General features: G+C 70.8%; 25 protein-coding genes. 16 read left to right on the forward strand and 9 right to left on the reverse strand.

What is annotated here, in order from left to right:
- Positions 1 to 236 precede the first annotated feature (236 nt).
- Genes HNR40_RS09700 through HNR40_RS09725 form a run of 6 tightly spaced genes read left to right on the forward strand, consistent with a single transcriptional unit; the run spans position 237 to position 5,441 of the window.
- Complete coding sequence (locus HNR40_RS09700) at positions 237 to 494, forward strand: acyl carrier protein (RefSeq protein WP_184959949.1); 258 nt, start codon at positions 237 to 239, stop codon at positions 492 to 494.
- A complete protein-coding gene (fabI, locus tag HNR40_RS09705) occupies positions 491 to 1,261 on the forward strand; it encodes an enoyl-ACP reductase FabI (protein WP_184959950.1) in 771 nt (256 codons plus the stop codon). The genes HNR40_RS09700 and fabI overlap by 4 nt, the downstream gene beginning before the upstream one ends.
- Entirely contained in the window at positions 1,248 to 2,933 is a 1,686-nt protein-coding gene (locus tag HNR40_RS09710; protein WP_221340193.1) for a thiamine pyrophosphate-binding protein, read from the forward strand. Before fabI ends, HNR40_RS09710 begins: the two co-directional genes overlap by 14 nt.
- Positions 2,923 to 4,002 carry an SAM-dependent methyltransferase gene (locus HNR40_RS09715; RefSeq protein WP_184959951.1) on the forward strand — a complete coding sequence of 360 codons (1,080 nt, stop codon included), beginning with the start codon at positions 2,923 to 2,925 and terminating at the stop codon, positions 4,000 to 4,002. Before HNR40_RS09710 ends, HNR40_RS09715 begins: the two co-directional genes overlap by 11 nt.
- A gap of 33 nt (positions 4,003 to 4,035) precedes the next feature.
- Positions 4,036 to 4,854 carry a metalloregulator ArsR/SmtB family transcription factor gene (locus tag HNR40_RS09720; RefSeq protein ID WP_184959953.1) on the forward strand — a complete coding sequence of 273 codons (819 nt, stop codon included), beginning with the start codon at positions 4,036 to 4,038 and terminating at the stop codon, positions 4,852 to 4,854.
- On the forward strand, positions 4,851 to 5,441 hold the full coding sequence (locus HNR40_RS09725) for a dihydrofolate reductase family protein (RefSeq protein WP_184959956.1): 591 nt from the start codon (positions 4,851 to 4,853) through the stop codon (positions 5,439 to 5,441). Before HNR40_RS09720 ends, HNR40_RS09725 begins: the two co-directional genes overlap by 4 nt.
- A gap of 10 nt (positions 5,442 to 5,451) precedes the next feature.
- Here HNR40_RS09725 and HNR40_RS09730 read toward each other — a convergent pair whose 3' ends face one another.
- Together HNR40_RS09730 and HNR40_RS09735 are read right to left on the reverse strand one after the other, a co-directional pair.
- On the reverse strand, positions 5,452 to 6,366 hold the full coding sequence (locus HNR40_RS09730; protein WP_184959958.1) for a CU044_5270 family protein: 915 nt from the start codon (positions 6,364 to 6,366) through the stop codon (positions 5,452 to 5,454).
- Entirely contained in the window at positions 6,366 to 6,899 is a 534-nt protein-coding gene (locus tag HNR40_RS09735; protein ID WP_184959960.1) for an RNA polymerase sigma factor, read from the reverse strand. The genes HNR40_RS09730 and HNR40_RS09735 overlap by 1 nt, the downstream gene beginning before the upstream one ends.
- Positions 6,900 to 7,025: 126 nt before the next feature.
- Here HNR40_RS09735 and HNR40_RS09740 point away from each other — a divergent pair, with 126 nt between their 5' ends.
- Entirely contained in the window at positions 7,026 to 7,415 is a 390-nt protein-coding gene (locus HNR40_RS09740) for a Cpe/LpqF family protein (protein WP_184959962.1), read from the forward strand.
- Positions 7,416 to 7,451: 36 nt separating this feature from the next.
- Here the strand turns inward: HNR40_RS09740 and HNR40_RS09745 are convergent, their stop codons facing one another.
- The 3 genes from HNR40_RS09745 to HNR40_RS09755 all read right to left on the reverse strand — a co-directional run bounded on the left by HNR40_RS09745 (position 7,452) and on the right by HNR40_RS09755 (position 11,325).
- The gene (locus HNR40_RS09745) at positions 7,452 to 9,161 is read right to left on the reverse strand and encodes a S8 family peptidase (RefSeq protein ID WP_312896261.1); all 1,710 of its coding nucleotides are present in this window, start codon (positions 9,159 to 9,161) and stop codon (positions 7,452 to 7,454) included.
- Between the two features lie 115 nt (positions 9,162 to 9,276).
- Positions 9,277 to 10,221, reverse strand: a complete 945-nt coding sequence (locus HNR40_RS09750) for a hypothetical protein (RefSeq protein WP_184959964.1) — start codon at positions 10,219 to 10,221, stop codon at positions 9,277 to 9,279.
- Positions 10,222 to 10,284: 63 nt separating this feature from the next.
- Positions 10,285 to 11,325, reverse strand: a complete 1,041-nt coding sequence (locus HNR40_RS09755) for a TetR family transcriptional regulator (protein WP_184959966.1) — start codon at positions 11,323 to 11,325, stop codon at positions 10,285 to 10,287.
- A gap of 77 nt (positions 11,326 to 11,402) precedes the next feature.
- Here HNR40_RS09755 and HNR40_RS09760 point away from each other — a divergent pair, with 77 nt between their 5' ends.
- Entirely contained in the window at positions 11,403 to 12,494 is a 1,092-nt protein-coding gene (locus HNR40_RS09760) for an FAD-dependent monooxygenase (protein WP_184959968.1), read from the forward strand.
- 350 nt (positions 12,495 to 12,844) lie between these two features.
- Here HNR40_RS09760 and HNR40_RS09765 read toward each other — a convergent pair whose 3' ends face one another.
- Both HNR40_RS09765 and HNR40_RS56160 read right to left on the reverse strand, forming a co-directional pair.
- Positions 12,845 to 13,630: a hypothetical protein gene (locus HNR40_RS09765; RefSeq protein ID WP_184959970.1), complete on the reverse strand. Its 786-nt coding sequence runs from the start codon at positions 13,628 to 13,630 to the stop codon at positions 12,845 to 12,847.
- 140 nt (positions 13,631 to 13,770) lie between these two features.
- Positions 13,771 to 16,722 (reverse strand): helix-turn-helix transcriptional regulator, encoded by a 2,952-nt coding sequence (locus tag HNR40_RS56160; RefSeq protein ID WP_184959972.1) that lies wholly within the window; start codon positions 16,720 to 16,722, stop codon positions 13,771 to 13,773.
- A 74-nt stretch (positions 16,723 to 16,796) separates the two neighbouring features.
- Here HNR40_RS56160 and HNR40_RS09775 point away from each other — a divergent pair, with 74 nt between their 5' ends.
- The 7 genes from HNR40_RS09775 to HNR40_RS09805 are packed head-to-tail and all read left to right on the forward strand — an operon-like array spanning position 16,797 to position 22,530.
- On the forward strand, positions 16,797 to 17,843 hold the full coding sequence (locus HNR40_RS09775) for an MFS transporter (protein WP_184959974.1): 1,047 nt from the start codon (positions 16,797 to 16,799) through the stop codon (positions 17,841 to 17,843).
- Between the two features lie 30 nt (positions 17,844 to 17,873).
- Positions 17,874 to 18,227 (forward strand): GntR family transcriptional regulator, encoded by a 354-nt coding sequence (locus HNR40_RS09780; protein WP_184959976.1) that lies wholly within the window; start codon positions 17,874 to 17,876, stop codon positions 18,225 to 18,227.
- Positions 18,224 to 19,090 carry an ATP-binding cassette domain-containing protein gene (locus HNR40_RS09785; RefSeq protein ID WP_184959978.1) on the forward strand — a complete coding sequence of 289 codons (867 nt, stop codon included), beginning with the start codon at positions 18,224 to 18,226 and terminating at the stop codon, positions 19,088 to 19,090. Before HNR40_RS09780 ends, HNR40_RS09785 begins: the two co-directional genes overlap by 4 nt.
- Complete coding sequence (locus HNR40_RS09790) at positions 19,087 to 19,788, forward strand: hypothetical protein (protein WP_184959980.1); 702 nt, start codon at positions 19,087 to 19,089, stop codon at positions 19,786 to 19,788. Before HNR40_RS09785 ends, HNR40_RS09790 begins: the two co-directional genes overlap by 4 nt.
- A 3-nt stretch (positions 19,789 to 19,791) precedes the next feature.
- Entirely contained in the window at positions 19,792 to 20,484 is a 693-nt protein-coding gene (locus tag HNR40_RS09795; protein ID WP_221340194.1) for an ABC transporter ATP-binding protein, read from the forward strand.
- Between the two features lies 1 nt (position 20,485).
- The gene (locus HNR40_RS09800) at positions 20,486 to 21,469 is read left to right on the forward strand and encodes an ABC transporter permease (protein ID WP_184959981.1); all 984 of its coding nucleotides are present in this window, start codon (positions 20,486 to 20,488) and stop codon (positions 21,467 to 21,469) included.
- Complete coding sequence (locus tag HNR40_RS09805) at positions 21,466 to 22,530, forward strand: ABC transporter permease (protein WP_184959983.1); 1,065 nt, start codon at positions 21,466 to 21,468, stop codon at positions 22,528 to 22,530. The genes HNR40_RS09800 and HNR40_RS09805 overlap by 4 nt, the downstream gene beginning before the upstream one ends.
- On the opposite strand, the gene HNR40_RS09810 is transcribed toward HNR40_RS09805, so the two are convergent.
- Positions 22,520 to 23,146, reverse strand: coding sequence for a hypothetical protein (locus tag HNR40_RS09810; protein WP_221340241.1), 627 nt, complete (start codon positions 23,144 to 23,146; stop codon positions 22,520 to 22,522). The genes HNR40_RS09805 and HNR40_RS09810 overlap by 11 nt on opposite strands.
- A gap of 20 nt (positions 23,147 to 23,166) precedes the next feature.
- Here HNR40_RS09810 and HNR40_RS09815 point away from each other — a divergent pair, with 20 nt between their 5' ends.
- On the forward strand, positions 23,167 to 23,340 hold the full coding sequence (locus HNR40_RS09815) for a hypothetical protein (RefSeq protein ID WP_184959985.1): 174 nt from the start codon (positions 23,167 to 23,169) through the stop codon (positions 23,338 to 23,340).
- On the opposite strand, the gene HNR40_RS09820 is transcribed toward HNR40_RS09815, so the two are convergent.
- Positions 23,316 to 24,869: an ABC transporter substrate-binding protein gene (locus tag HNR40_RS09820; protein ID WP_184959986.1), complete on the reverse strand. Its 1,554-nt coding sequence runs from the start codon at positions 24,867 to 24,869 to the stop codon at positions 23,316 to 23,318. The genes HNR40_RS09815 and HNR40_RS09820 overlap by 25 nt on opposite strands.
- Positions 24,870 to 25,025: the final 156 nt, after the last annotated feature.

A 25,025-nucleotide genomic window follows, 5' to 3' on the forward strand; every position in this document is an offset into this window, starting at 1 on the left:
CCAGGTATTTGCACCTACATGCTCACCTGACGCATCGGGTCGCCCACACTCCGTCAGAGCAAAGACAGAGCTCCTACCAGCGATTATGAGAACTCTGGTAATCGGCATAGCCAGATTGTCCGGCATCTGGACGCAGATAACGGCCAGCCCGAAAAGGATCATCGACCATCCTTGACGCTTACAAGCGTTCCGACGTATAACCTCAATCGGTGTAACTTCCATCGAGAGGTTGGGTAATGACTGAAACTCGCGAAGACATATACGGCGAGGTCAGCGCCATCATCCAGGAAGTAACAGGAATGCAAGCGGCAGATGTATCCCCAAAGAAATCCATCGTCGATGACCTCGATATCGACTCGCTGTCGATGGTTGAGATCGGGGTGGCGGTCGAGGACAAGTTCGCGGTCGAGATCACGGACGCCGAGATGCCGAAAATAGTGACCGTCGAGGACCTGATCGACCACATCGAGCAGGCGATGGCGGCCCGCGATTGAACGGGATTCTGACCGGAAAACGACTGCTCATCACGGGTGTTCTCACTCCGTCGTCCATCGCATTCCACGTGGCCAGGCTGGCGCTGGAGAATGGCGCGGAAGTCGTTCTCACGGCCTTTCCCCGGGTAAGCCTCGTCGAGCGTCTCGTGCGCCGGCTGCCGGGACCGGCGCCGGTCGTCGGCCTCGACGTCACCGATCCCGAACAGCTCGGTAACCTCGCCGACCGCGTCGGAGAACATTTCGGCGAGCTCGACGGCGTGCTCCACTCGATCGCCTACGCGCCGCCCGCCGCCCTGGGCGGCAACTTCACCACCACCACGTGGCCCGACGTCGCCACCACGCTGCGGACCTCGACCTACTCACTCCACAGCCTGTCGATCGCGCTCCTGCCGCTGCTGCGCAAGCCGGGCTCGTCGATCGTCGGGCTCGACTTCGACTCCTCGGTGAGCTGGTCCGAGTACGACTGGATGGGCGTGGCCAAGAGCGGGCTCGAATCCTGCGCCCGCTACCTCGCCTACTATCTCGGCCCCCAGGGCATCCGGGTGAACCTGGTCGCGGCCGGCCCGATCAGGACCATGGCGGCCTCGGAGTTCACCAAGGAGCCTGGCGACGACTTCTACGCCACCTGGCAGGCCAAGGCCCCGCTGGGCTGGGAGGCCGACGCCGATCCCGTGGCACGGGCCTGCGTGGCGTTGTTCTCCGACTGGTTCCCCGCCACGACCGGGGAGATCCTGCACGTGGACGGCGGCGCGCATGCCGTCGGCTGAGCCCGGGACGCCCATGTGGCGCCACATCGCCACGACCCTCGCGCACGCCGGATGCGACCTGGTGACCGGCGTGCCCTCCGACGAACCCGCGCTGCTCGACGCCGCGCTCGCCGTGCCGGGACTCAAGGCGGTGCCGGTGCGCGACCAGCGGGCCGGCGCCTGCCTGGCCGCCGGGCACGCTCTGGTGTCCGGCAGGCCGGCCGTCCTCGCGACCAACTCCGGTCCCTCGCTGCCCAACGCCCTGGCCGGCCTGCTGGAGGCGGCGTCGCTGCACGCGCCCGTCGTGGTGGTGACCACCCGGATCCCCAGGGCCGGTCTTGGCAGGGGCGGCTTCCAGCAGGTGGACCAGCGTGCGGTCAGCGCCGCCGTGGCCAAGTGGTACGTGCTGGCCGAGGACGTGGACCAGCTCGACTGGGCGCTGCGGCAGGCCGTGCACCGGGCGATCAACGGCGCGCCCGGGGTCGTGGTCGTCGAGCTCGCCGAGGAGGCGCTCCAGGGCGAGCCACCGCGAACCGCCGCGCCGACGGCTCGCCCGCCCCGGCTGCGGTCCGCGCCCGCCGCGGACGATCTCGACCGGGCGGTGGACACGATGGCGCGGGCCGCCGCGCCGGTGATCATCGCGGGCGGCGGCGCGAAGGCGGCCGGCGCGGGCGCTCCCCTGCGCGCGCTGGCCGAGAGCTGGGGCGCGGCCGTGTTCGCCACCGCCGCCGGGCGCGGCGTGCTCGACGAGAACCATCCACGCTACTGCGGTCTCGCCGGGCTCTACGCGGCCGCTCCCGCCGCCGCGCTGCTCGACGACGCCGACGTGATCCTGGCCTTGGGCACCCGCCTGGAGGAGACCGTACGCACGGGGTGGACCCTGTCCGGGCAGCGCCTGATCCACGTGGACGTCGATCCCGACGCCTTCGACCTGGCCGTCCGCCCCGAGATCGCGCTGGCCGGCGACGCCGCCCTCACCGCGGGACTGCTCGCCGACCGCCTCAAGGCGCACCCGTCGCCGGCCTGGTCGGAGCGCGTCGCCGCGGTGAAGACCGAACTCCCCCACGCCGGGTCCCTCGCCGCCGAGACCCTGCGCGCGGTCGGGTCCAGGTTCGGGCGCGACCTCGTGCTCGTCCAGGAGAACGGACTCCACGACATGTGGAGCTACCACTACCCGCTGTTGTCGCTGTCAGAGCGGGCCAGGGTGGTGGCGCCGGGTGAGCAGACCATGATGGGCTTCGGCGTGGCCGCGTCGCTCGGCGCCGCGCTCGCCGAACCGTCACTGCCCACCGTCGTGATCTGCGGCGACGGCGCGATGACGATGAGCATGAACGCGCTGCCGGCCGCCGCCGAGCACGGCGCCGGAATCGTCTTCGTCGTCTTCGACAACGGCGGCTTCGGCTGGCCGCGCTACGTCCGCGCCCTGGCCGGAGCCGACACCCGCATCACCCGGTTCCCCGGCGGCGAGCCGCCCTACGAGGCGGTGATCCGCGCACTCGGCGGCTGGACCGCCCGCTGCCGGACGGCCGGCGACCTCGATCCCGCGCTGGAGGAAGCCGCCCAGCACGCCAAGAACGGCGCGCTCGCGCTGGTCGCCGTCCCCGTCTCCGACACCGACATCCCTCCCGGCGTGCTTCGCGTGTACGGCGGCGCCGCCGAGTCCCCAGACAAGGCAGGCGACCATGACGCGTGACATCTACACCTGGAAGGGCGGCTCGGTCGGCATCGCGGTCAGCGACAACCCCGACCTCTGGCCCTCCGTCGGTGAATACCCCTTCTACGACCGGATCCTGTACTACGTCATGACCCACGACCACCTCAGGAACGCCGCCCTCGGCCACGCGCTGCGGGCGGTGGCCGCGGGCCGCCGGGTCATCGACATCGGAACGGGCCGCGACCTCAACTGGGCCCTGGAAGCCGCCGGCCACGGGGCCAAGCACGTGTACGCGATCGAGGCCATCCAGGAGAGCCACGAAATGGCGATCAGGCGGGGGGCGGCCTCGCCGTACGCGGACGTCATCGAGGTCGTGCACGGCACCTCCTTCGACGTGCGGCCGGCCGAGCGGGCCGAGGTGTGCGTGGCCGAGCTCATCGGGTCGATCGCCAGCTCGGAGGGCATGCTCGCGGCCATGGCCGACGCGCACGAGCGGCTGCTCACGCACGACGGCGTGGTCGTGCCGGCCGCCTGTGACACGTTGGTGGGGGCGGTGTCGTCGCGGGAGCTGTTTCCGGATGGTCCGGCCTTTTCGCGGAAGGCGCTGCCGTACCTCAGGAAGATCTTCGATCTTTACGAGCAGCCCTTCGACGTGCGGCTGGCGGTGGCCGATCCGGGGCCGGAGGTCCTGTTGTCCACGGTGGGGGCGGTGGAGACGCTCCGGTTCGACGGCTCCACACCGCTGGACGACACCACGCGCGTGAGCCTGATGATCGAGCGCGACGGAGCCGTGGACGGGTTGCTGTGCTGGATCGGGCTGGACGCGGGCGCGGGCGCCAGGCGGCTGGACTCGCTGCTGGACAAGACGAGCTGGATGCCGGTTTACCTGCCGGTGTTCGACTCCCTGGTGCGGGTGCGGCGGGGGGATGAGCTCACGGTGGAGTTCGAGCGCCGCACGAGCGACGACGGCGTCCACCCCGACTACCACGTACGCGGGACGCTGGCCACGAGCGCCGGGGTGACCAGCGGGTCGCTCCTGTCCGGGCACCACGAGCCGCAGCTGGGGACGAAGCCGATCTACCGTCAGCTTCTCGAAGCTATTCGTTGACACGAATATTCGCCATGGTGAATACTCATGGCCATGGACGCACTCCTCACCGCACTGGCCGACCCGGCCCGCTGGCGGCTCGTCACCCTGTTGGCCGAGCGGCCCCGCTCGGTCGGCGTCCTGGCCCAGCTCGCCGGCGCGCGCCAGCCGCAGACGACCAAACATCTGCAGACGCTGGAACGCGCCGGCGTCGTCGCCTCCCACCGCTTCGGCCAGCGCCGCGTCTACGCGCTTCAGCCCGGCCCACTGCGGGACCTGGCGGCCGCGATCAACCTGCTGGCCGAGACCGCCGAACAACGCGGGACCTTCGACCGCTACGAGCGCAGCCTCGACGCGGAGCGGCTCGCGGCGGAGGAGGCGGGGTGGGCCGACGGCCGCTCGTTCCGGTTCCGGCGCGCGCTGCCGGGACCACCTGAGCTGGTCTGGCGGCATCTGACCGAGACCTCCCTGCTTGCCCACTGGTGGACCCCCGAGGACCTGCGCGTCTCGGAGCTCGTCTTCGAGGCGCGGCCGGGCGGGCGGATCATCCACGAGTACCGCGACGTCGAGGACGCCGACGGCTCCGACCTGGTGGTCGGACGCGCCGAGGGCACCGTCGACGAGGTACGCCCCCGCGAGCGCCTCGTCTACCGCAGCTCCCCGCTGCTGCCCGGCGGCGACACCGCCTTCACCGCCCACGTCGACCTCGGGCTCCGGCCCACCGACACGGGCACCGAACTCGACGTCCACTGGCGGATCACCGACAGCACCGTCGAATCCGCCGACTTCATCGCCGGCATCGAGATCGGCTTCGGCCAGAGCCTCGACAAACTGACCGCGGCCCTCGCCGCCGACACAAGGAGCACGAAATGACCAGCCGCATGGTGACCGCCAACATCTCCATCACCCTCGACGGCCGCTACCACGGCCCCGGCGGACCCGGTGACTTCGGGGCGTTCGCCCCGTACGTGACCAGCGACGTCGCCCGCGACCACATGAACCGCATCTGGGAGAACGCCACGACGGCGGTGCTCGGCCGGGTCAACGCCGAAGGCTTCATCGGCTACTGGTCCACGGTCGCCGAGGACGACAACGCCGACCCGCGCGACCGCGGCTACGCCAAGTGGCTGGTCGACACCGAGAAGGTGGTCTTCTCCAGAACCCTGACCGAAGCGCCGTGGGAGCGCACGCGCATCGTGAACGCCCCCGTCGCCGACGTCGTCACCGAGCTCAAGACCACCGGCGAGGGCGAGATCCTGGCCAACACCAGCCCGACCATCATCAAGGCGCTGCTGTCGGCGGACCTGCTCGACCGGCTCTACCTCATGGTCTTCCCCGAGATCGTCGGCGGCGGGCAGCGCCTGTTCGACGACGGCCTGCCGGCCACCAAGTGGACCCTCACCCACCAGGTGACCGGCCCGCTCGGCGAGATGGCCATGGTGTACGACAGGGCCCGCTGAACCGGGCGCCTCAGTCCTGGGGTGGTGTCTCGTCCGTCCAGCCCAGCCGCTTGACCACGTACGACGTCATCTCATCCTGTACGGCCAGCAGTTCACCGGTGTCCCGGTCGATGATGATCCGCTGCTCGCCGTACTGCAGCGCGACCCCGGCGCGGCCCTCGGCGTCGGTGACCCCGTCGGCGACCAGGACGCCCGGCAGCCCGGCGAGCAGCCGGTAGAGCGCCGCCCGCGTGCCCGGAGTGCTCTCGGCGTCGAGCAGCATCCATTTCGCCGAACCCCAGAGCCAGCCCTCCTCGCTGTCGGCCCCGTCGCCGGGGAACCGCTTGAGCATCTCGGCCTTGAGCGCGCCCGCCTCGGTGGGCAGGCTGGTGACGGGCGTCAGGTCCAGGGGGATGAAATAGGTCCTGCCGATCTGGCAGCCGTCGCTGCCCCGGCAGAGCGCGGGCGAACCGTCGTCCTTCCACGCCTGCTCGTCGGCGGGGGTGAGGGGTTTGGTGGTGACCTGGCCGCGGTCGGTGTGCCGGCGTCCTTCCCTGTTCACCCACAGCACCTCCTCGATCCGGTGCTCGACGGTGTAGCCGGCGGCCGTCCTCGTCTGTGAGAGGCGCAGCAGGTCCCGGCGCCACCAGGCGCCCTCGCCCGGTGGCCGCGCGGCCAGGCGGTCGGCCGCCGTGCCGATCACCTGGGCCGGATCCGGCGCCAGCGCCGCCGTCTCCACCTGGCGGTCGCCCAGCATGGGCGCCACCACGAAGCCGCCGGCCAGCACCACGCCGACCGCCGCGGCCGCGAGCGCCACCTTGGACCAGGCGGGCAGGCCGCGGCGGCGGGCGCCGCCGAGCATCCGCGCCCGGACCGCCATCGTCCTGGCCGGGTCGGCGGGCGGCACGTCCGGCATCACCTCGTCGATGACCTGGAACTTCTTCATCACACCTCAACTCCCAACGCGTCACGCAGCTTGTTCCTGGCCCGGCTCAGCCGGGAGGCGACGGTGCCGTAGGCGACGCCGAGCGCCGCGGCCACCTCGTCGTAGGTCAGCTCGCCGTACGCGACGAGCAGCACCACATCGCGCTCCCCGCGCGACAGCCCGGCCAGCGCGGCCGAGAGCTTCTGCACGGTCACGCCGGCGGCGATCCGGTCCACGACGCGTTGTTCGTGGCCGTCGTCGCCGGTGGACGGGCCGGATCTGGCCAGCGCGCGGTAGCGCCGGAGCTCGGCCCGGCGATGTTTGCCGATGAGGTTGGTGGCTATGCCGTACAGCCAGGGTCTGATGCCGCCCTTGGCGGCGTCGAAGCTGTCGCGGTGGCTGAAGGCGCTCAGAAAGGTCTCCGCGGCGAGGTCCTCGGCGATGTCGAGGTCGAGGCGGCGGCCGATGTAGCGGCGTATCTCCTCGTAGTGCGCGTCGAAGACGGTGGCGAATCGCTCGGGGTCGGCGACCGCGCCGTCGAGTGACATGGTCATACGCGGATCTCTCTTGCCGGGGAGTCTGGACACCAGTGATTACCCGCTCCCGGCGCACCCTTCCATCAGATTTCTACCTGAACGATATGATCCCACCCGCGTCCGACGAGATCGTGAGGAGTTTGGGTGAGAGCTGTCAGGGTGTTCGCCGCGGTGCTGGCCGCCGTCTCGATCGCGGTGGCGGGGTGTGGCGGCGGCGACGGCGGGGCGGCGGCGGTGGCCGTTCCCGACAGTCCGGCCGGCAAGCAGCTGAGCTGGTACATGGACGCCGTGAACCGGACGCCGGTCGCGGACAAGGAGCTCAAGGAGCACCTCAGCGAGACCTTCCTTAAGGAGGTCCCGCCGGAGGAGTTCAACCGGCTCGCCAAGACGCTGGCCGGGCTGAAGGTGACCGAGCTGACAGAGGTGAAGCCGGACGCGCTGAAGGGCAAGGCGTCCGCGTCCGGGCAGGAGTACAAGACGGAGATCTCGGTCGACGACGCCGGAAAGATCGACTATCTCCTGATCACGGGCTGAGACCGGGTGCGGCCCGGGGGCCGCACCCGGCGGGGATCAGCGGACGGCGTCCAGGGCGTCGACGATGCCGGAGCCGTAGAAGCCGTTACGGGCCCGGTTGCCTTCGCACAGGTGCGTGGCGGTCACCGTGGTGCCGTTGGGCAGGTGGCGGGTGTAGGTGAAGTCCGGCGGCGTCGGGCACGAGGTCCTGGTCGCGGTGGCCTTCAGGGCGGATTCGACGATGCTCGGGCTCAGGGTCTTGCCGCCGTGTCTCGGGTCGCGGTGGCCGTACCTGCTGACGATCAGCGCGGCGACGCCCGCGGCGCGCGGGGAGGCCATCGAGGTGCCCTGCAAATACTGGTAGTAGGCGCAGGTGCCGCGCTGGCAGTCCCGGACCACGTAGTCGACGTTGGGCGAGCCGTCGGGGTTGAGCTCGCCGTTGTCCCTGGCGAGCTGCTCGGGGTAGGCCGACAGCGTGGCCTTGGTGACGTCGCGGGTGTTGGCCGGGGTGTCGTAGACGTCGCCGCCGGGAGACGACACGTCAACGAAACCGTTGCCGAAGCTGGAGTAGTACGACTTGCGCTTGCTGATGCCCGTGGCCGAGACGCTGATCACGTTGCGGCCCTCGCCGGGCATGGAGATGCAGCTCGGCGGGATGGTCCGCGTGTACGGCGCCTCGCCGGGCTCGCTGGCGAAGTCGGGGCTGCTCGTGTCCACGTAGGTCTTGGTGTAGTCGGCCGCCTGGTTGCCGGCCGCCGCCACGAGCGTGACGCCGCGCCGATGGGCGTAGTCGAGCGCCCGCTGGGTCGCCTTGATGATGACCGCCTGCTCGGCCCGGTCCGCGGGGGAATCGGCGGCGTTGTCCGTGCAGTTGAACAGCCACGGATCGATGTAGTAGCTCATGTTGACCACGTCGATGCCGTGGTCTCCGGCGTACGTCAGCGCGTCCACGCTGGGCTGCAGGAAGAAGTAGCCGGAGTCCTGACCGGCACGCAGGTTGACCAGCGTCACCTTGGGCGCGACGCCCGCGATGCCCAGCCGGTTGATCGGCGAGCCGATCGAGGACGCCACGTGGGTGCCGTGGCCGTTCTCGTCCACGTTGGCCTCGTCCTCGCACGAGCCGTCGGCCTCGTCCGCGCACGGGCCGTCGACCGGGGCGCCGTTGGCGTCGGCCGGGATGTCGGTGGTGAAGTTCCGGCTCAGCGAGTTGCTGAAGTTGGGTGCGATGTCCGGGTGCGTACCGTCCACGCCGGTGTCCAGAATGGCCACGACCACATCGCGTCCGCCCTGGTTGTACCGGTACGAACCGTCGGCGGTCGCGTGGATCTGCTTCATGTCCCACTGCAGCTCGGCCAGCGGCTCGGCGCCCGGCTTCGGCCTTCCGGCCGTCGGTCCCGCCTTGCCGCGCCCGGCGTCGTGCCCTTCCTTTTCGACCGTGTCGGTACGGCGTGCCGTACCTCCGGCCCGTGCGCTGGGCGGCGCCTGCCCGATCGTGCGGTTGCGGGCGACGCCCTCTATCGCCCCGTCCGACGCCAGCGCGGCGGCGAAGTCGGCGCGACTGGTCGTGACGGTGGCCAGGCCGACCGCGGTGTTCTCCTTGACGACGACGCCGCCCGCTGCCTCGATGGCCTGGCGGGCGCCGGTGGCGCCGTCCTTGTAGAGCACCACGTACTCGGCTTCTGGTCCTTGCCGCTGTGCCTGCACCGGTGCCGACATTGCGGCACCGACGAGTAAGGCGGCGGCGGAGACCATGATGACGCGTTTCACGCGTACCTCCCGTAGGGGCGGAAAGAGCTCGCCGCCACTGTGAAGGGATTTGCCGGATTCGACCACCTTTGATGAGATCCGTGACCCGAGCGTGACCAACGCCGGTCGGAATGAGTCAGGGATGCAGGTGGGACCAGCTGGCCTCGTGACCCCAGAGGGAGGCGGGGTCGACGTAGTGGCGCAGGAGGTCGTTCAGCTCGGCGTCGCCTCGGCCGTTCAGCTCCTCGGAGGCGATCTTCCTCGCCACCCCGGCCAGGAAGTCGGCCATCTGGATCCGCGCGTCGAGCCGGGACTCCGTCAGGCGCAGACCGGCCAGCCGGGCGCGGGAGGCCAGGCGGGGGTCGTTGAAGACGCCCTTCAGCTCGACGATCCGCTCCTCCGACAGCGTGGTCTGGCGGTCGTGGACCACCTCGACCGGGCGGCCCGACGAGCTCCATGCCACGACGGCCTGGATGATGGCGGGGATCAGGGGGTCGAGGACCGGGATCGTGCGGGGGTCCTCGGCCGGCCTTTCCAGATACGCGTCCAGGTTCGGGCGGGTCGCGGCCAGCGGGCCGGTCAGTTCCGGGGCTCGCAGGTCGTTCAGGCGGTCGTAGAAGGTCTGCGCGGGTACGCGGGCGCGCATGACGTCGTTGAACGACTCCAGGAGCGGGATCCATCCGGGCAGGGTGGGGCCGGTGCGGTAGAGGGTCTCTGTCTCAAAACGACGGTAGAAGCCGAGGCTGGGGCTGTAGGGGTCGTCCAGCAGGTCGACGATCCTGCTGACGATGAAGAAGCGTTTCTCCACCAGGTAGACGCGGGCGGTGCCGTAGATGGGACCGGACGGGCCCAGGAGCCAGACGAGGGCCGAGCGGTGCTTGCCGCGTAGCAGGTGGTTGGCCTTGTATTCGGTGGCCGGTGAACGGATGCGGTCGCGCAGCACGCGGATGACGTCGTCGGCCGCCTCGATCTCCATCGACACGCTGGCATGCGCGAACACGTCGGTGATCGCGGCGGTCAGGTTCTCCCCCTCCGCCCCGGACTCGTCACACGCGATTTCAAGATCTTGACCGGTCACCATAAGGGCTCCATCGTTGCCCGTGCCTCGAACCAGGCGCAACGGGTTTCGTGCGGTGTCTCAAAACTAGAGATGGCGGTAGAGGGTGGCTCGTGAGACACCCAGGATCTGGGCTACCTCCGACACGGTGGTGTCGCCGTTCTCCCGAAGGCGACGCGCCTCGGCGATCATCTCGTCACTCATACTCCGAGGCCGACCCCCCACCCTGCTTCCACCCCCACCCAAAACCCCCTCAGAACCCGCATCGCCTCCGCCCAACGCCCCTCCCCTTCCAACCCCAGCCCGCCGCCCTCCACCCGCAGACCCCTTCTTCCCGCCCGACGCCCTCTCCCCTCCGGCCCCAGGGCGCTCCTTTCCGGCTGCAGACCGCCGCTCTCTGGCCGAAGGCCGCTCCCCATCGCCCAAAGCCCGCGCGCCCACGGAAGGCCCCTCGCCTCCGGCCGACACCCTCTCCCCTCCGGCTCCAGGGCGCTCCTTTCCGGCCGAAGACTGCTCCACTCCCGCCGAAGGGCTCTCCCCTCCCGGAGTGCTCTCATCGACCCGGGTCCGGGTAGTTCCGGGGAGTCCGGAAGGGGTGGGAAGGTCTGGGGGGTCGGTGAGGAGGCGGCGGGCGCCGTTCAGGATGTGGTGGCGTAGTTCGTCTGTCGGCACGTCGGCGAGCAGGATCACCGGGTCGCTGAGCAGCGCCACCACCTGGATGGCGCGCACCCGCCCGGACAGGTCGGGGTCGGGGCCGGCGACCATCTCGTTGGCCCGGTTCATCACCGTGAACCACCGCTCGAACGCCTCCCGCGGCAGCGCGGGCATGTTGGCGACGATGGTGCTCAACACGTCCCGGTGCCGCAGGTACACCTCCAGCAGCGTCTCAACCGTCCCCCACCCGCCGCCGCCCTCCCGCGCCACCCGTTCCACGGCCGCGTCGGTGTCGTCGATGAGCGGCTGGGCGAGGGTGGCGAGGATGTCGGCCTTGGTGCGGAAGTGGTACAGAACGGCGGTCTTGGTCAGCCCCAGCGCCTCGGCGATCTCGCGGACCGAGGTGTTCTGGCTGCCCTGGCGCGCGAACAGTTCCCCGGCGGCGGCGAGGATCCTGTCCCTGGTGTCGATCACACCGCGCATCCTACCTCTTGCCTGACCATTGGTCAGGGGGTTATGATCGCAACTGACCAATGGTCAGGGGAAGGACCATGATGAACATCCTCATCTCAGGGGCGGGCATCGCGGGCTCCACGCTGGCGTACTGGCTGGCGCGGCATGGCATGAACGCCACCGTCGTCGAGCGGTCGGCTGGACAGCGTTCGAGCGGCAGCCCGGTGGACGTGCGGGGGCACGCGGTCGAGGTGGCCGAGCGGATGGGCGTGTTGCCCCGGTTGCGGGAGGCGGCCACGCGGGTGAACAGGATGACGTTCGTGGACGCCGCCGGTCGGCGGGTGGGCGGGATGCGTGTGGGGCGGCCGGGTGGTGGGGAGGTTGAGCTGCGCCGTACCGACCTCGCCGGGATTTTGACGGAGGCCGCCCGCGACCACGCCGAGTACGTCTACGGCGACTCCATCGCGAGCCTCACGCAGGACGGCGGCGGCGTGGACGTCGCGTTCGACCGTGGCACGCGGCGGCGGTTCGACCTGGTGGTGGGCGCCGACGGCCTCCATTCCAATGTGCGGCGGCTGGCATTCGGCGCGGAATCCCGCTTCGTACGGCATCTCGGGCTTTATGTCGCGACGCTCCCCTTCACCGGGCGGGTGTCCGATCCGAGCGAGGTCGTCATGTACAACGCCCCCGGCCGCTCCGCCACCCTCCATCCCTCGAACGGCGAGGCGGTCGCGGCCTTCATCTTCCACGCGCCCACGTTGCCCGGCTTCGACCACCGCGACACCGAACAGCACCGGCGCCTGCTGCACGCCGCCTACCGCGAGCCCGCCTGGCGCCTGCCCGAGCTGATGGAACAGGTGGCGACCACGGACGACCTGTTCTTCGACGCGGTCAGCCGGGTCCGCCTGGACACCTGGTCGGCGGGGCGGGTGACGCTGGTGGGCGACGCCGCGTCATCGGTGTCCCTGTTCGGCGACGGATCCACCCTGGCGATGTCGGCGGCATACACGCTGGCGGAAGAGCTGGCAGCCGACGTCACCACCGCCCTGACCCGCTACGAACACCGCCACCGCACACTCGCCGACCCCCGCCAGCGCCACGTCACGATGGTCTCCCGCCTCCTGATCCCCAAGACCCGCTACGGCCTGACCACCCGCAACCTCCTGACCCGCCTCCTCCCCACCCCCTAACCCCTCCCGCCCTCGCCACCCGGGCCCCGCCACACCCACGCGACCCCCCGAAGCCCGCGCTGCCCAAGGCCGTGTCGCACCCAAGACAGGGTTGCTAAGGCCGCGCAGCCCAAGGCCGGTCGTGCCCAAGACAGGGGTTCGAAGGCCGCGCCTCCTCAAGCCCGCGCAGCCCAAGGCCGGTCGTGCCCGAGGCAGGGGTTCCGGAGGCCGCGCCTCCTCAAGCCCGCGTCCCGGAGCACCGCGTTCTCCGAGCGTGCATGCCCGAGCACGCACCTCCCCGGACGCCCGGCAAGTCCGGCAGGCGAATTGGGCTCCTGGTCGCGCGGAAGGTCGTGAGGTGTTCGGTCAGGTCAGGACTTCATGAGGGTGGTGGGCAGGACGCCGCCTGTTCCGGCGTCGAGGGCCGCCCTGGCCTGCCGTACCGCCTCAAGGACGTTGCCCGCGGCGCTCGGTGAGTCCTCCACGGTCATCCGCACCTCCACCTCCACCGGCGACCCGCCGAACCCCTCCCCCTCAAGCCGGATGTAGGCGACCTTGCGATCCTCCAGAAACGGGATGTACGCGGCCGACACATGCGCGGACGCCCCCGCACCCGCCACCTTGGTCGCGCGTTTGCCGGACAGCCGGGCCGGGTCCTGGAGGTTGAGGAAGTCGGCGTTGCCCCCACCGAGCAGTTGGTAGGCATCGTGGAGCGCGACGCCGCCGGAGGTCAGGGCGTCGACGAGGGCACGGTGTACGAGCGTGGCGCCGAACGAGCTCTTCAGGTCGTCGCCGATCAGCGGAAGCCCGGCCTCGGCGAAGCGCCCGGCCCAGGCGGGGTCGCGGGCGATCACGGAGGGCATGCAGTTGACGAAGGCGCATCCGGCCAGCAGCGCGGCCTGCGCGTACAGCTCGGTGGTGTGTTGCGCGCCGACCGGGAGGAAGTTGACGAGCACGTCGGTACCACGCAACGCCGCGACGACGTCCTCCAGTACGGCCTCGCCCCGCGCATCGGGAACCCCAGCGACGGCTTCCCCGGCGAGCGGCCCCTCTTCACCGGCCATGAGCCCCTCGGCCACAACCACCCCGGTCGGCGGCACCTCGGCGAAGGCGCGGGCGTTGTTGGGCGGAGCCCAGATGGCATCCGCGAGATCCAACCCGACCTTCGCAGGATTCACATCAAAAGCCACGCTGAACGAAATATCCGGCCACTCATAGAAGACCGAGCCCTGTACCAGCGAGGACGCGCAGTTCCCCACCCCAACCAACCCGACATTTGCCATGAAACCAGAGCATGTCAGATCAATCCGCTACGCCGCGCCACCGCCGCCGCCTCCACCCGTGACGACACGGCCAGCTTGGCCATGATGTTCGAGACGTGCACCCCCGACGTACGCGCCGAGATGAACAACCGCTCCGCGATCTGCCGATTGCTCAATCCCTCCGCCACCAGCCCCAGCACCTCCAGCTCCCGCGCCGTCAACCCGTGCCCCGCACCCGCGAGATCCACTCGCCCCACCGCCGCGAAAGCCTCCACCTCCCGCCGCAACGGCCCGGCCCCCAGCCGCACCGCGATCTCCCCCGCCTCCCGCAACGCTTCCCCCGCCCGAGCCCTCCCCACCTGCCCCGACCGCGCCTCCCCGCCTGCGCCCCGCCTTCCACGCGCCGCCCGCGCCTCTCCGCCGTCCGACCGCGCCTCCGGTGTGTCCCGCCGCTGTCCGTCCTGCGCGGCCCGCAGCAAAGCCCACCCCAGCATGTACGGCTGGCCGACCGACCGCCAAGCGCCCACGGCCTCCTCCCAAGATCCCCCGAGCTCAGCCTCGAACGTCGCCCGGTGCGCCCGCTGCACCCGTCCCACCGTGGCCACGCCGTCCGGCGCCCCGGTCAACGCCCCGGCCCGAGCCGCGATCACCAGCAACGGCCAGGCGTACCGTCGGCTGAGCGTCAGGTCGTGCGCCTCCAGCACGTGCCCGACCAGGCGGCGCACCCGGAGCTCGTCCCCGGCGGCCTCGGCCAGGCGGCATTCGAGCAGATCGGGCTCCAGGCACGAGTCGTACCCACGCGAACGCCCCAGCATCAACGGCCGGGCCTCGTCCACAACGGCGGTGGCCTCGTCGAGAGCGCCCTCCCAGACCGCGACCGTGCCCAGCACCATGAGCAGCCAGGCGCGGTAGATGGGCGGCGGGTCCAGGGCCAGCGCGACCCCGATCACCTCCCGCGCCTCCTGCCAGCGGCCGAGCGAGGACAGCGGCTCGGCGAGGTTGGCGGCCAGCAGCGCCCCCCGCGACCTGGCCATCCCGGCCCGCTCGGCCCGCTCGATCCCCGCCCTGGCCACCGCCTCGGCCCTGGCGTGCTCCCCGGCCGCTTCCAGTACGTCGGCTTCGCTGGCGTAGGCCATGAGCACGGCGTCCTCATCCACCACTCCCACCGTCCCAGCCGCCAGCCCCAGGTAACCGGGCACCACCTCCACGACCCCGCCGCCAGGGTCCGAGACCCGTCCAGGCACCAACACCGAACCATCAGAGGCGGAGGACCAACCAGACGAGGGCTCGGAGGGCAGGGCTGCCGGAGGTGCAGAGGAGGGGGCAGAAGGCGGGACAGAAGGCGGGGCAGAGGGCGGGGCAGAGGGCGGGCTGGGAGGTGAGACGGAAGGCGGCGGGGTGGAGGGCGGGGTGGGTGGGGGTGTGCGGGTGGTGGTCGGGGTGCGGGTGGTGGTGGGTGTGCGGGCTTGGGTGTAGAGGGTTGTGGCGGTGGTTAGGTCGCCTTCCAGGGCGGTCAGGGCGGCGAGGGTGGTCAGGGAGCGGGTGTCGCCCAGGTGGAGCGCCTGCTCGGCGTGTCTTCTGGCCTCGGTGTCCTGGCCGTTCCAGGCCAACGTGGTGGCCAGGGCGCCGAGGAGGCGGGCGTCGTCGGGCGCCAGCCGTACCGCCTCGCGAAGGTCGGACAGGCCGTCTTCGCCGAGCTGATCGCGGACGGTCACCCGGAGTTCCAGCAGGCGGGCCCGCCGTGTGCCGGTGACCTCGGACAGGGCCGATGTGGTCAGGTCTTCGGCTCGGCTTGCCTCGCCGGCGTGCAGGGCGTCGCGGGCGGCCAGTTCCAGGACTCGGGCGTGGTCGAGGCCGGGTGGGGGTTCGGCTGAGTGCCACAGGTCGAGCACCAGGTCCCAGCGCCGTCCCTCCACCGCCGCCGCGAACGCGCGCTCCGGCTCCCCGGCCGCCCGCCAATGTTCCGCCGCCTCAGAAGCCACCCCAGATGCCGCTCCAGCAAAAGCCCCAGATGCCGCCTCGGCAAAAGCCCCGGAAACAGCCCCGGTCAGCCCCTCAAGGGCGAGGGCGACCCGGGCGTGCAACCGCTTACGCTCCCCAGGCAACAACTCATCGTAAGCAGCATCCCGTATCAACGCATGCCGGAACCGATACCCGTCACCATCCACCAGCAACAACCGAGCCCGCACCAAAGGCCGCAAGGCCTCATCCAGCTCCAGCTCCCCCACCCCGGCAGCAGCCAGCAACACCGGATGTTCAACCCGCCGCCCAGCCACAGCGGCCACCCGCAAAACGTCCCGGCAAGGCGACGGAAGCTTGTCGGCCGCCCCCAGCAGCACGTCACGCAACGAGTCCGGCACAGCGCTCCCGCAGTCGGCGAGTGCCTCGACGAACAGCGGGTTCCCCTCACTCCTGGCCATGATCACGTCAAGTCCGGCCCCGGGCCGGGCCCCGACCAGCCGCACCACGTCATCCCGCAACAACGGCGGCAACCACAACGTCCGCACCCCGGGCAGCCGCACAACGGTCCGCGAGGTGGCGACCACCATCACCCCCCCGCGAGTCAGGTTCCGCAGCAGAAAGGCGAGCAGGTCAAGGCTGGCCTGATCAGCCCAGTGGAGATCGTCGAGGACGAGCACCAGCGGCCCCGCCCTCTCCACCACCTGCAGCGCCTCCTCGAACAACCGCGCCCGCCCGAGATCCACGGCAGGCACCCCGAGCTCAGGCAGCAACCGAGCCAGCTCACCGGGTCCGAAGGGCGCGCCGTGCTCCCTGACCAGCCGCCGCAGCACCGGCACGAACACCGAGTACGGCAGCCCACCGGGATCCCCACCCCCGGAAACCACCCGCGCGTCCACTCGCCCGGCGAACTCCGCGGCCAGCCGCGTCTTCCCCATCCCCGCCTCGCCCACGACGAGCACGGCGGAGGGCGTATGGGCCCACGCCTCGGCGAGCGCGGCCAGCTCAGCATCCCTACCTACGAACACATAAGGCAGCTTAAAGAGGCATCTACGCATCCTGCCGGATCCGCGAAAAAGGCCAGGCTGGCACCGTCACCCCCATGAACCGCCTCATGCTCGCATCAGCCTCCGGCCTCCTGGGCTTCTACCTGCTGTTCTCCGCCGTCCCTGCCTTCCTGGGCGACGGCATGTCGGCCGGTCTGGCCACCGGCGCGCTCATGCTGGGCACCGTTCTGCTGGAACTGGCCGTCCCTTGGCTCCTCAGCCGGTACGGCTACCGCCGCGTCCTGTCCGCCGGCCTGCTCCTCCTGGGCCCGCCGTCGTTCGCCCTGCCGATCCACGAGCTGGTCCTGCCGATCTCCCTGCTGCGCGGCGCCGGCCTGGGCATCGTGGTGGTGGCGGGCACCGCGCTGGTGGCCGAGCTGGTCCCGGCCGAACGCCGCAGCGAGGGCCTCGGCCTGTACGGCGTGGCCGTGGGCGTCCCCTCGATCATCGGCCTGCCCCTGGGCCTGTGGGCGGGAGATCACCTGGGCTTCGTGCCCATCTTCGTCGTGGCCGGCCTGGTCCCGCTGGCGGGCCTGGCCGCGGCGAGGGGCCTGCCGGACCTGAAGCCGATCCCGCGGAAGCACCAGAGGAGCGGCGGCCTGGCCGCGCCGATCGCCGTCTTCGGCGCCATCACGCTGGCCGCGGGCGTGGCCATCACGTTCCTGCCGCTGGCCACCTCCCCGACGCTCGCCTCGGCGGCGCTGCTGGCGCAGTCGATCCTGACCCCCGCCGCCCGCTGGTGGGCGGGCCGCCACGCGGGGGCCGGCTGGCTGGCCCCGTCGGTGCTGGCCGCGGCGGCGGGCATCGGCCTGCTGTTCTGGTCGGCGGAGCCGGTGGCGGTGGTGGCGGGGATGGCGTTGTTCGGCGCCGGGTTCGGGGTGGCGCAGAACCTGACGCTGACGCTGATGTTCGAGCGCGGCGAGGCGGGACGGGTGAGCGCGCTGTGGAACCTCGCCTTCGACGCGGGCATGGGCGTGGGCGCCCTGGGCCTGGGTGTGGTGATGGGCGTGACCGGCTACCCGCTGGGTTTCGCGCTGGTGGCCGTGGTGGTTCTGGCAGTTGTTCCGTTGACCGGGAACCGCAAGGCTTCTATGGTTCGTTAGTGGAGTAATGAACCATAGAAGCAGGTGTCCATGTTCGACGACCGGAGCCCCATCTACCGGCAGATCGCGGAGCACATCAAAGCCGATGTGCTGAGCGAGGCGTTGAAGGGCGACGAGCAGGTGATGTCGACCAACCAGTACGCCGCCTTCTACCGGATCAACCCGGCCACCGCCGCCAAGGCGTTCCAGCAGCTCGTCGACGAAGGCGTGCTCTACAAAAAGCGAGGTATCGGCATGTTCGTCAGCCCGGACGCCCGGGACGCGCTGAGGGCCGGCCGGAGGGAGGGCTTCTTCACCGACGTCGTCGACCCGATGGTGAACGAGGCCAAGGCCATCGGCATCTCCCTCGATGACGTGATCGAGCGGATCAAGGGGGAGATGTGAGGATCGAAGCCCGGGACCTGGTGCTGCGCTATGGCGAGGTCACCGCGCTCGACCGGCTGACGTTCGAGCTGGAGGGCGGCAAGATCTACGGCCTGCTGGGCCGTAACGGCTCCGGCAAGACGAGCCTGATGTCCGTGCTGTCCGCCTTCCGTAAGCAGTCGGCGGGGAGCGTGCTGCTGGACGGCGCTCCGGTGTGGGAGAACCCCGCCGTGACCAGCGCCGTCAGCCTCATCCGGGACGCCGGCGAGAGCGTCGACCTCGGCACCGCCGCCGACGCGCTCTACTTCGCCGAGTGGCTGCGCCCCACCTGGGACGCCGCCTACGCCAAGGAGCTGATGGAGCTGTTCGGGCTCCAGCCGAAGGCGAACGTCAAGGCCATGTCGAAGGGCCAGCGCTCGGCGATGGGCGTGGTGGTCGGGCTGGCCTCGCGGGCGCCGCTGACCATGTTCGACGAGTCGTACCTGGGCATGGACGCGCCCTCCCGGCACGCCTTCTACGACGCGCTGCTGGCCGACTACATGGCGCACCCACGCACGATCATCCTGTCCACCCACCTCATCGAGGAGGTGAGCCCGATGTTCGAGGAGGTCGTCGTCATCGACCGCGGACGCCTCATCGTGCACGAGGAGACCGAGCGCCTGCTGGCCCGCGGCCACGCGGTCACCGGGGCGGCCGCCGCCGTGGACGGGTTCGTGACCGGCCTGACCGTGCTCGGCGAGAAGGTGCTCGGGCCCACGAAGTCCGCGATGGTCTACGGCGAGCTCGACGCCGCCCACCGGCGCAAGGCCGCCGAGGCGGGGCTCACGCTCGGGCCGATCGCCATGCAGGAGCTGTTCATCCATCTGACCGGAGGCCCCAAGTGAGGTTCCCCACGCGGCTGCTGGCCGCCAACCTGTGGGTCGCCTTCTTCGCCTGGGCCGCGTACCTGGTCCTGGTGATCGTGATCACCCTGGCCATCCACTTCTTCGGCAACCTCACGCAGAGCGCGTGGGAGCAGGCCGGTCAGCTGCCGCGCTGGGTGGTGCTGTTCGTCGGGGTGGCGATGGTGCGCCAGTTCCTGCCGCTGTTCATCGCCAACGGGCAGACCAGGCGGCAGTTCGGCTTCCAGGCGGCGATCACCACGGCGCTCTACACGCCGTTCGTGGCCCTGCTGATGAGCGCCGGATACCTGGTCGAACGGGTGCTCTACACGATCATCGACCGGCCGCAGTCGCTGGAGCGGGCGCACCTCTACACCGACCCGACGCAGGTGCCGCTGGTCTTCCTGGAGCACACCGTGGAGTTCATGGCCTGGATCACCGCGGGCATGTTCATGGGCGCCGGCTTCTATCGCTGGCAGGCGGGCGGCCTGCTGACCATCCCGGTCGGCGTCGGGCTGGTCGTGCTCGGGCTGAGCGCCGTCGGCGCCCGGTTCGGGGTGCCGATGAGCGGCTTCTCGCTCGGCTTCCGGATTCCGGCGGGGCCGGTGCTGACGCTGGTGATGGGGCTGGGCACGTTCGCGCTCGGGCTGCTGCTGACCTGGTCGGTGATCAGGGACACACCACTGAGGAACGGGGGTTAGGACATGGCGGTGTTAGCCGTCGAGGGACTGCGCAAGAGCTATCGCGATCTGGTGGCCGTGGACGGGCTCGGCTTCGCCGTACGGGAAGGGGAGACCTACGGCCTGCTCGGGCCGAACGGCGCGGGCAAGAGCACGGCGATCTCCATGATCGTCGGCATCCTCGCCCCCGACGCGGGCAGCGTGAGCGCGCCGCCGAAGGCGCGCGTCGGCTACGTCCCGCAGGAGGTGGCCGTCTATCCGGACCTGACCGCGCGGGAGAACCTCCGCTTCTTCAGCGGCATGTACGGCATGCGCCGCGCCGAGGCGAAATCCAGAACCACCGAGGTCCTGCGACTGGTCGGCCTGTCCGACCGGGCGGACGAGGCGGTGGCCAAGTACTCGGGCGGCATGCAGCGCCGCCTCAACATCGCCGTCGGCCTGCTCAACCGCCCCAGCCTGCTCGTCCTCGACGAGCCCACGGCCGGCGTCGACCCGCAGAGCCGCAACGCCATCCTCGACAGCGTCCAGCGGATGACCGGCGAGGGCCTCGCGGTCCTCTACACCACGCACTACATGGAGGAGGCCCAGCGCCTCTGCGACCGCGTCGGCATCATCGACCACGGCCGCCTGCTGGCCGAGGGCACCCCCGCCGAGCTGGGCGAACCCGACTTGGAAGCGGCCTTCCTACGCCTGACCGGCCGCGAGCTGAGGGACTGACATGCTGCGCATCCTGCTCAAGGACCTGCGCCGCCGCTCGCGCGACAGCATGCTGCTGGTCTTCGGGGTGGTGCTCCCGCTCGGCATGGCGTTCGTCTTCGGCGTGACCCTGTCCGGCAGCGGCTCCCAGCAGCTCGGCCGGTACGGCGTGGCGGGCCCGTCGGCCGCCGAGTTCACCCAGCGCACCGGCCTGCCCGACCTCAAGCCCGTCGCCGACGCCGCGCAGGCCAGACGCCTGGCCGAGACGAACGAGCTCGACGCCGTCTTCGTGGTCTCGCCCGCCGGGATCGAGGTCGTCGGCAGCGTGGACGCGCCGCTGGCCGTCCAGATGGCCAGGGAGGTGGCCGAGTCGTACGCACTGCCGGGCGGCCGGAACGTCCAGGTCGTGCAGGACGCGACGCTCGGCACCCGCCAGCTCGACACCCGCACCTACCACGCGGCGGGCGCGGCGATGTTCTTCGCGTTCTTCGCGGTGATGCTCAGCGTCACCGGCCTGTTCGAGGAGCGCCGCAACGGCACGCTGGCGCGCCTGCTGTCGATGCCGGTGCCGCGCGCCTCGATCCTGACGGCCAAGCTGCTGGTCGGCGTCATCGTCGGCCTCGCGGGCATGGCGCTGCTGGTGGCCGCGACGACTCTGCTGCTCGGCGTGCGCTGGGGACCGCCCGCCGGGGTGGCCGCGCTGATCGTGGCCGGCGTGCTGGCCGCGACCGGCCTGATGACCGCTCTGGCCTCCTTCGCCCGCACGCCCGAGCAGGCCGCCAACTGGCAGTCCACGGCGGCGGCGGTGCTCGGGCTGCTCGGCGGCTCGTTCTTCCCGGTGGCGCCGGAGCTGAGCGTGTTCACCCCCCACCACTGGTTCCTGGAGGGGCTGGCGGAGCTGCGGGGCGGCGCCTCGATCCTGCCCGCGCTGGCCGTCCTGCTCGCCGTCGCCGCGCTCAGCTTCCCGGTGGCGGCCGTCCGCGTGCGAAGGATGGTGGCGCCGTGAAGATCGTGTTGATGGCCGGGCTCAACCTGCGCCGGATGTTCAAGGACCGCACCAACATCTTCTTCGTGCTCGTCGCCCCCTTCCTGCTCATCCTGGTGCTCGGCCAGCTCTACGGCGGCGGCCAGCAGCTCAGGCTCGGCGTCGTGGCCGGACCGGGAGCCCCGTCGGAACGGCTGGCGAGCGCCCTGGCCTCGGGCAGCCGGGTCACGGTCGAACGGCTGGCCGACGAGGAGGCGCTGCGCGCGGCGGTCGAGCGCGGCCGGCTGCACGCGGGCCTGGTCATCCCCGCCTCCTACGACAGCGGCGGCGGACGGGTACGCCATCTGGTCCGGGCGACCGACATCAAAAGCCACGACACCGGCACCTGGATCCGTTCGATCGTCCGTCAGGAGGGCGCCCGCGGGCAGCCGTCGCTGCCGGTGCGGGTCACCACGACGGGCAAGACGCCGTTCCCCGAAGGGCTGAACGCCTACGCGATCGCGGCGCCCGGCCTGCTGCTCATGTTCACCTTCCTGACCTCGCTGACCGCGGCGCTGGGGCTGGTGGAGTCGCGGGCGATCGGGGTGACGGCGCGGCTGTCGGCCGGGCCCACGCGGCTGCGTACGATCATCGCCGGCGAGGCGGCGGGACGGATCGCGATCGCGCTGTTCCAGGCGGTGCTGATCATGCTGGGGTCGATGGCGCTGTTCGGGGTCTCGTGGGGCGACCCGGTGGGGGCGGTGGCGGTGCTGCTGGTCTTCTCGCTGGTCGGCGGCGGCGCGGGCATGCTGCTGGGGGCCGCGTTCCGCACGCCGGGGCCGTCGATCTCGGTGGCCATGCTGCTCGGGCTCGGGCTGCCGACGCTGGGCGGCGCGACGATCCCGCTGGAGTCGTTCGCCGAGCCGATGCGGACGCTCGCCCACCTCACCCCGCACGCGTGGGGCTACGACGCCTTCGCCCGCCTCATCCGGCACGGCGACGGCCTCACCGGCGTGCTGCCGCAGCTCGCCGTGCTCGGCGTCCTCGCCGTCGTCCTGTTCGCCCTGGGCACGTGGCGGCTGCGGCGCGCGCTCAGCGGGTGAGCTCGACGCCGACGGTGATCTCGTTGCCGAGCTTGTGCCCGAGCATGAGGTCGAGCTCGTCGCCGCTCCAGAAGCGGCCCGGGTCATACCAGTTGGGCCGCTTGCCGCCCGGCAGCAGGCCCATCTCCTCGTAGGTCACCGCCACCACCTCGGCGCAGTAGGCGCTCTCCAGCGTGCGGTCCTTGACCCGGCCGCGCAGCTGGGGGACGCGGCCGCGGGCCCAGCGTCCGGCCAGGCGGGCGGTGGACGGGAACGGCGTGCCGTCCAGCCTGGCCACCGTGCGCAGGGCGGCGTCCTCCATCTCGGGCGTGGCCTGCGGCTCCAGCTGGCGCAGCCAGGCCCGCTGGCCGTACCGGTCGGCCCAGACCGTCACCGCGTCGCGCAGGTCGTGCAGCTGCACGCCGCGGTGATGGGTGCCCGACCACAGGTCGAGCAGCGACTTGCCCAGCTCCGCGTGCCACATCATCGGCGGCATGTCCTCGGTCACGATCGCCATTCCGACATGGTTGACCGGGCTGTTGGTCATCGTCTGGATGGCCCGGTCGGGAACCGACCGCCCGCGGAAGATCCAGAGATCTCCCGTCCTGGTGACGTTCACAGCCTCATCGAGAGTCAGCACATTGTTAGCCTAAGCACATGCGCTGGTGGAAATGGCTCGGACTTGCCGGAATCGCTGGAGTCGCGGCGACCGGAGTGGTGATCGCGCGGGACGAACGGCGCCGCCGCGCCTACACGCCCGACGAGATCAGGACCCGCCTGCGCGAGCGGGTGGAGACGGAGTCGGCTCAGGCCGACGGCCGCAGGTCGTAGACGAAGACCACGTCCGGATAGGCCGGGTTGTCGTCGTACCCGGCGACGGCGCCCAGGTAGGCCCGCTGGTAGTTGACCACCCAGGGGAAGGCCGCCACCGCCCGCACGTCCAGCAGCCTGCCGGTGAGCTGCCTGAAGCTCTTCTGGGCGGCCGGCCGGTCGGTCACGTTGAGCACCGGCAGCATGTCGATCATGCTGTCGGCCACGGGGTCCTTGAGATAGGTCAGGTTGAAGACCGGCGGGGTGCCGCTGCGGAAGACGTTGCCGAACCACGAGTAGCCGTCGGCGTAGTCGGGCCACCAATACATGACGAAGATGTCCTGGTCGCGCTTCTTGCCCCGGTCCCACTGAGCGATCCAGGGCATCGGCCGGGCGTCGAGCGTGACGTTGAGCGTCCTCAGCGTCTCCGTCAGCCGCCGCGCGAGCGTGGCCTGGTCGGCGTCGCCCTCGGCGTAGGTGAGCGTGAGCTTGAGCGGCCTGCCGCCCGGACCGTAGCCCGCCCGTTGCAGCAGTTGCGCGCTCATGGCGAGGTCCTGACGGGGTGTCCGCCCGCGCTGGTGTCCCGGCAGCCCTTCCGGCACGATCCCGCTCGCCGGTACGGCGGCGCCGTCCATCGCCTTGATCAGCCCCCGGTAGTCGACCGCCTTCTGCACGGCCTTGCGGAGCCGGACGTCGCGCAGCGGCCCCTCGGCGGTGTTGAACAGCAGCATCGCGGTCTGCAGCGACGGCATGGAGGCGGTCCGCACGCCGGGCGTCCTGGTGGCCCGGTCGTAAAGCCGGGGGCTGAGCCGGTTGACGAAGCTGACCTCGCCGGCCTGGAGCAGTTCCCAGCGGCGGCGCGGGTCGGGCACGACGCGGTACTTGACGGTCCGGTAGTGCGGGCGGTCCCATCCGCCCCAGTAGCCGGCGAAGGCCTTGAGCGTGAGCTCGTTCTCCTCGCCCTTGCGCCAGCTCGCGATCGTGTAGGGGCCGGAGCCGGCGTCGGTCTTGCCGTCCTTCACCTGGTCGACGGCGGCGGTGTCGTAGATGTAGGCGGCGTACGCGGCCGAGGCGGTCAGGTCCAGCGGGGCGGCGTACTTGAGCTGGAAGGTCACGGTCAGCGGGCCGGGGGCCTGGATCGACTCGACCGCGTCCCAGATGTAGGAGGCGCCGGCGCCGGTCTTCATCGTCCGCTCGACGGCGGCCTTGACCGCGGCGGCGTCGAGCGGCCTGCCGCTGTGGAACGTCACGCCGGGGCGCAGGGTGAACGTCCAGGTCTTGCCGTCGGAGCTGGCGTTCCAGGCTGTGGCCAGGCGGGGGCCGGCCTTCTTGGTGACCGGGTTCCAGACGGTGAGGGTCTCGTAGATGTTCTGCAGGGCGATGATCTCGTTGGAGTACGAGGTCGCCGGGTCCCAGTCGGTGACGACGTCCAGGTTCTGGGCGTAGACGAAGGCGGCTTCCCCGGGTTGCGCCTGCCGTACCTCAGGAGGGGGCGCCGAGCACGCCGCGATGGTGAGTGCCAGCGCGGCCGCTGCGAGACGACGGCGCATGCATCTCCCCTGTGACCGATGTTGCGCCTGAAACTACTGCAAATTGACGCCACGGATGCCCGAAAGTCCTGAAAAATAGGGAATTCTGGTGATCGAATTGCTATCCTCAAGGCTTGTCCCGTCCGGGGTTTCCAGTTGGGGACCGGCCGGAGTGAG

The sequence above is a fragment of the Nonomuraea endophytica genome (assembly GCF_014203235.1).
Lineage (GTDB): Bacteria > Actinomycetota > Actinomycetes > Streptosporangiales > Streptosporangiaceae > Nonomuraea > Nonomuraea endophytica.

What these genes read in the sequence shown, in the direction of transcription:
- HNR40_RS09730 (WP_184959958.1), bottom strand. Translation starts at nt 6,366, where the DNA reads ATGAAGAAGTTCCAGGTCATCGACGAGGTGATGCCGGACGTGCCGCCC.
- HNR40_RS09710 (WP_221340193.1), top strand. Translation starts at nt 1,248, where the DNA reads ATGCCGTCGGCTGAGCCCGGGACGCCCATGTGGCGCCACATCGCCACG.
- HNR40_RS09815 (WP_184959985.1), top strand. Translation starts at nt 23,167, where the DNA reads ATGCGCTGGTGGAAATGGCTCGGACTTGCCGGAATCGCTGGAGTCGCG.
- HNR40_RS09775 (WP_184959974.1), top strand. Translation starts at nt 16,797, where the DNA reads ATGAACCGCCTCATGCTCGCATCAGCCTCCGGCCTCCTGGGCTTCTAC.
- HNR40_RS09780 (WP_184959976.1), top strand. Translation starts at nt 17,874, where the DNA reads ATGTTCGACGACCGGAGCCCCATCTACCGGCAGATCGCGGAGCACATC.
- HNR40_RS09735 (WP_184959960.1), bottom strand. Translation starts at nt 6,899, where the DNA reads ATGACCATGTCACTCGACGGCGCGGTCGCCGACCCCGAGCGATTCGCC.
- HNR40_RS09715 (WP_184959951.1), top strand. Translation starts at nt 2,923, where the DNA reads ATGACGCGTGACATCTACACCTGGAAGGGCGGCTCGGTCGGCATCGCG.
- HNR40_RS09725 (WP_184959956.1), top strand. Translation starts at nt 4,851, where the DNA reads ATGACCAGCCGCATGGTGACCGCCAACATCTCCATCACCCTCGACGGC.
- HNR40_RS09720 (WP_184959953.1), top strand. Translation starts at nt 4,036, where the DNA reads ATGGACGCACTCCTCACCGCACTGGCCGACCCGGCCCGCTGGCGGCTC.
- HNR40_RS09820 (WP_184959986.1), bottom strand. Translation starts at nt 24,869, where the DNA reads ATGCGCCGTCGTCTCGCAGCGGCCGCGCTGGCACTCACCATCGCGGCG.
- HNR40_RS09760 (WP_184959968.1), top strand. Translation starts at nt 11,403, where the DNA reads ATGATGAACATCCTCATCTCAGGGGCGGGCATCGCGGGCTCCACGCTG.
- HNR40_RS09800 (WP_184959981.1), top strand. Translation starts at nt 20,486, where the DNA reads ATGCTGCGCATCCTGCTCAAGGACCTGCGCCGCCGCTCGCGCGACAGC.
- HNR40_RS09795 (WP_221340194.1), top strand. Translation starts at nt 19,792, where the DNA reads ATGGCGGTGTTAGCCGTCGAGGGACTGCGCAAGAGCTATCGCGATCTG.
- HNR40_RS09750 (WP_184959964.1), bottom strand. Translation starts at nt 10,221, where the DNA reads ATGGTGACCGGTCAAGATCTTGAAATCGCGTGTGACGAGTCCGGGGCG.
- HNR40_RS09700 (WP_184959949.1), top strand. Translation starts at nt 237, where the DNA reads ATGACTGAAACTCGCGAAGACATATACGGCGAGGTCAGCGCCATCATC.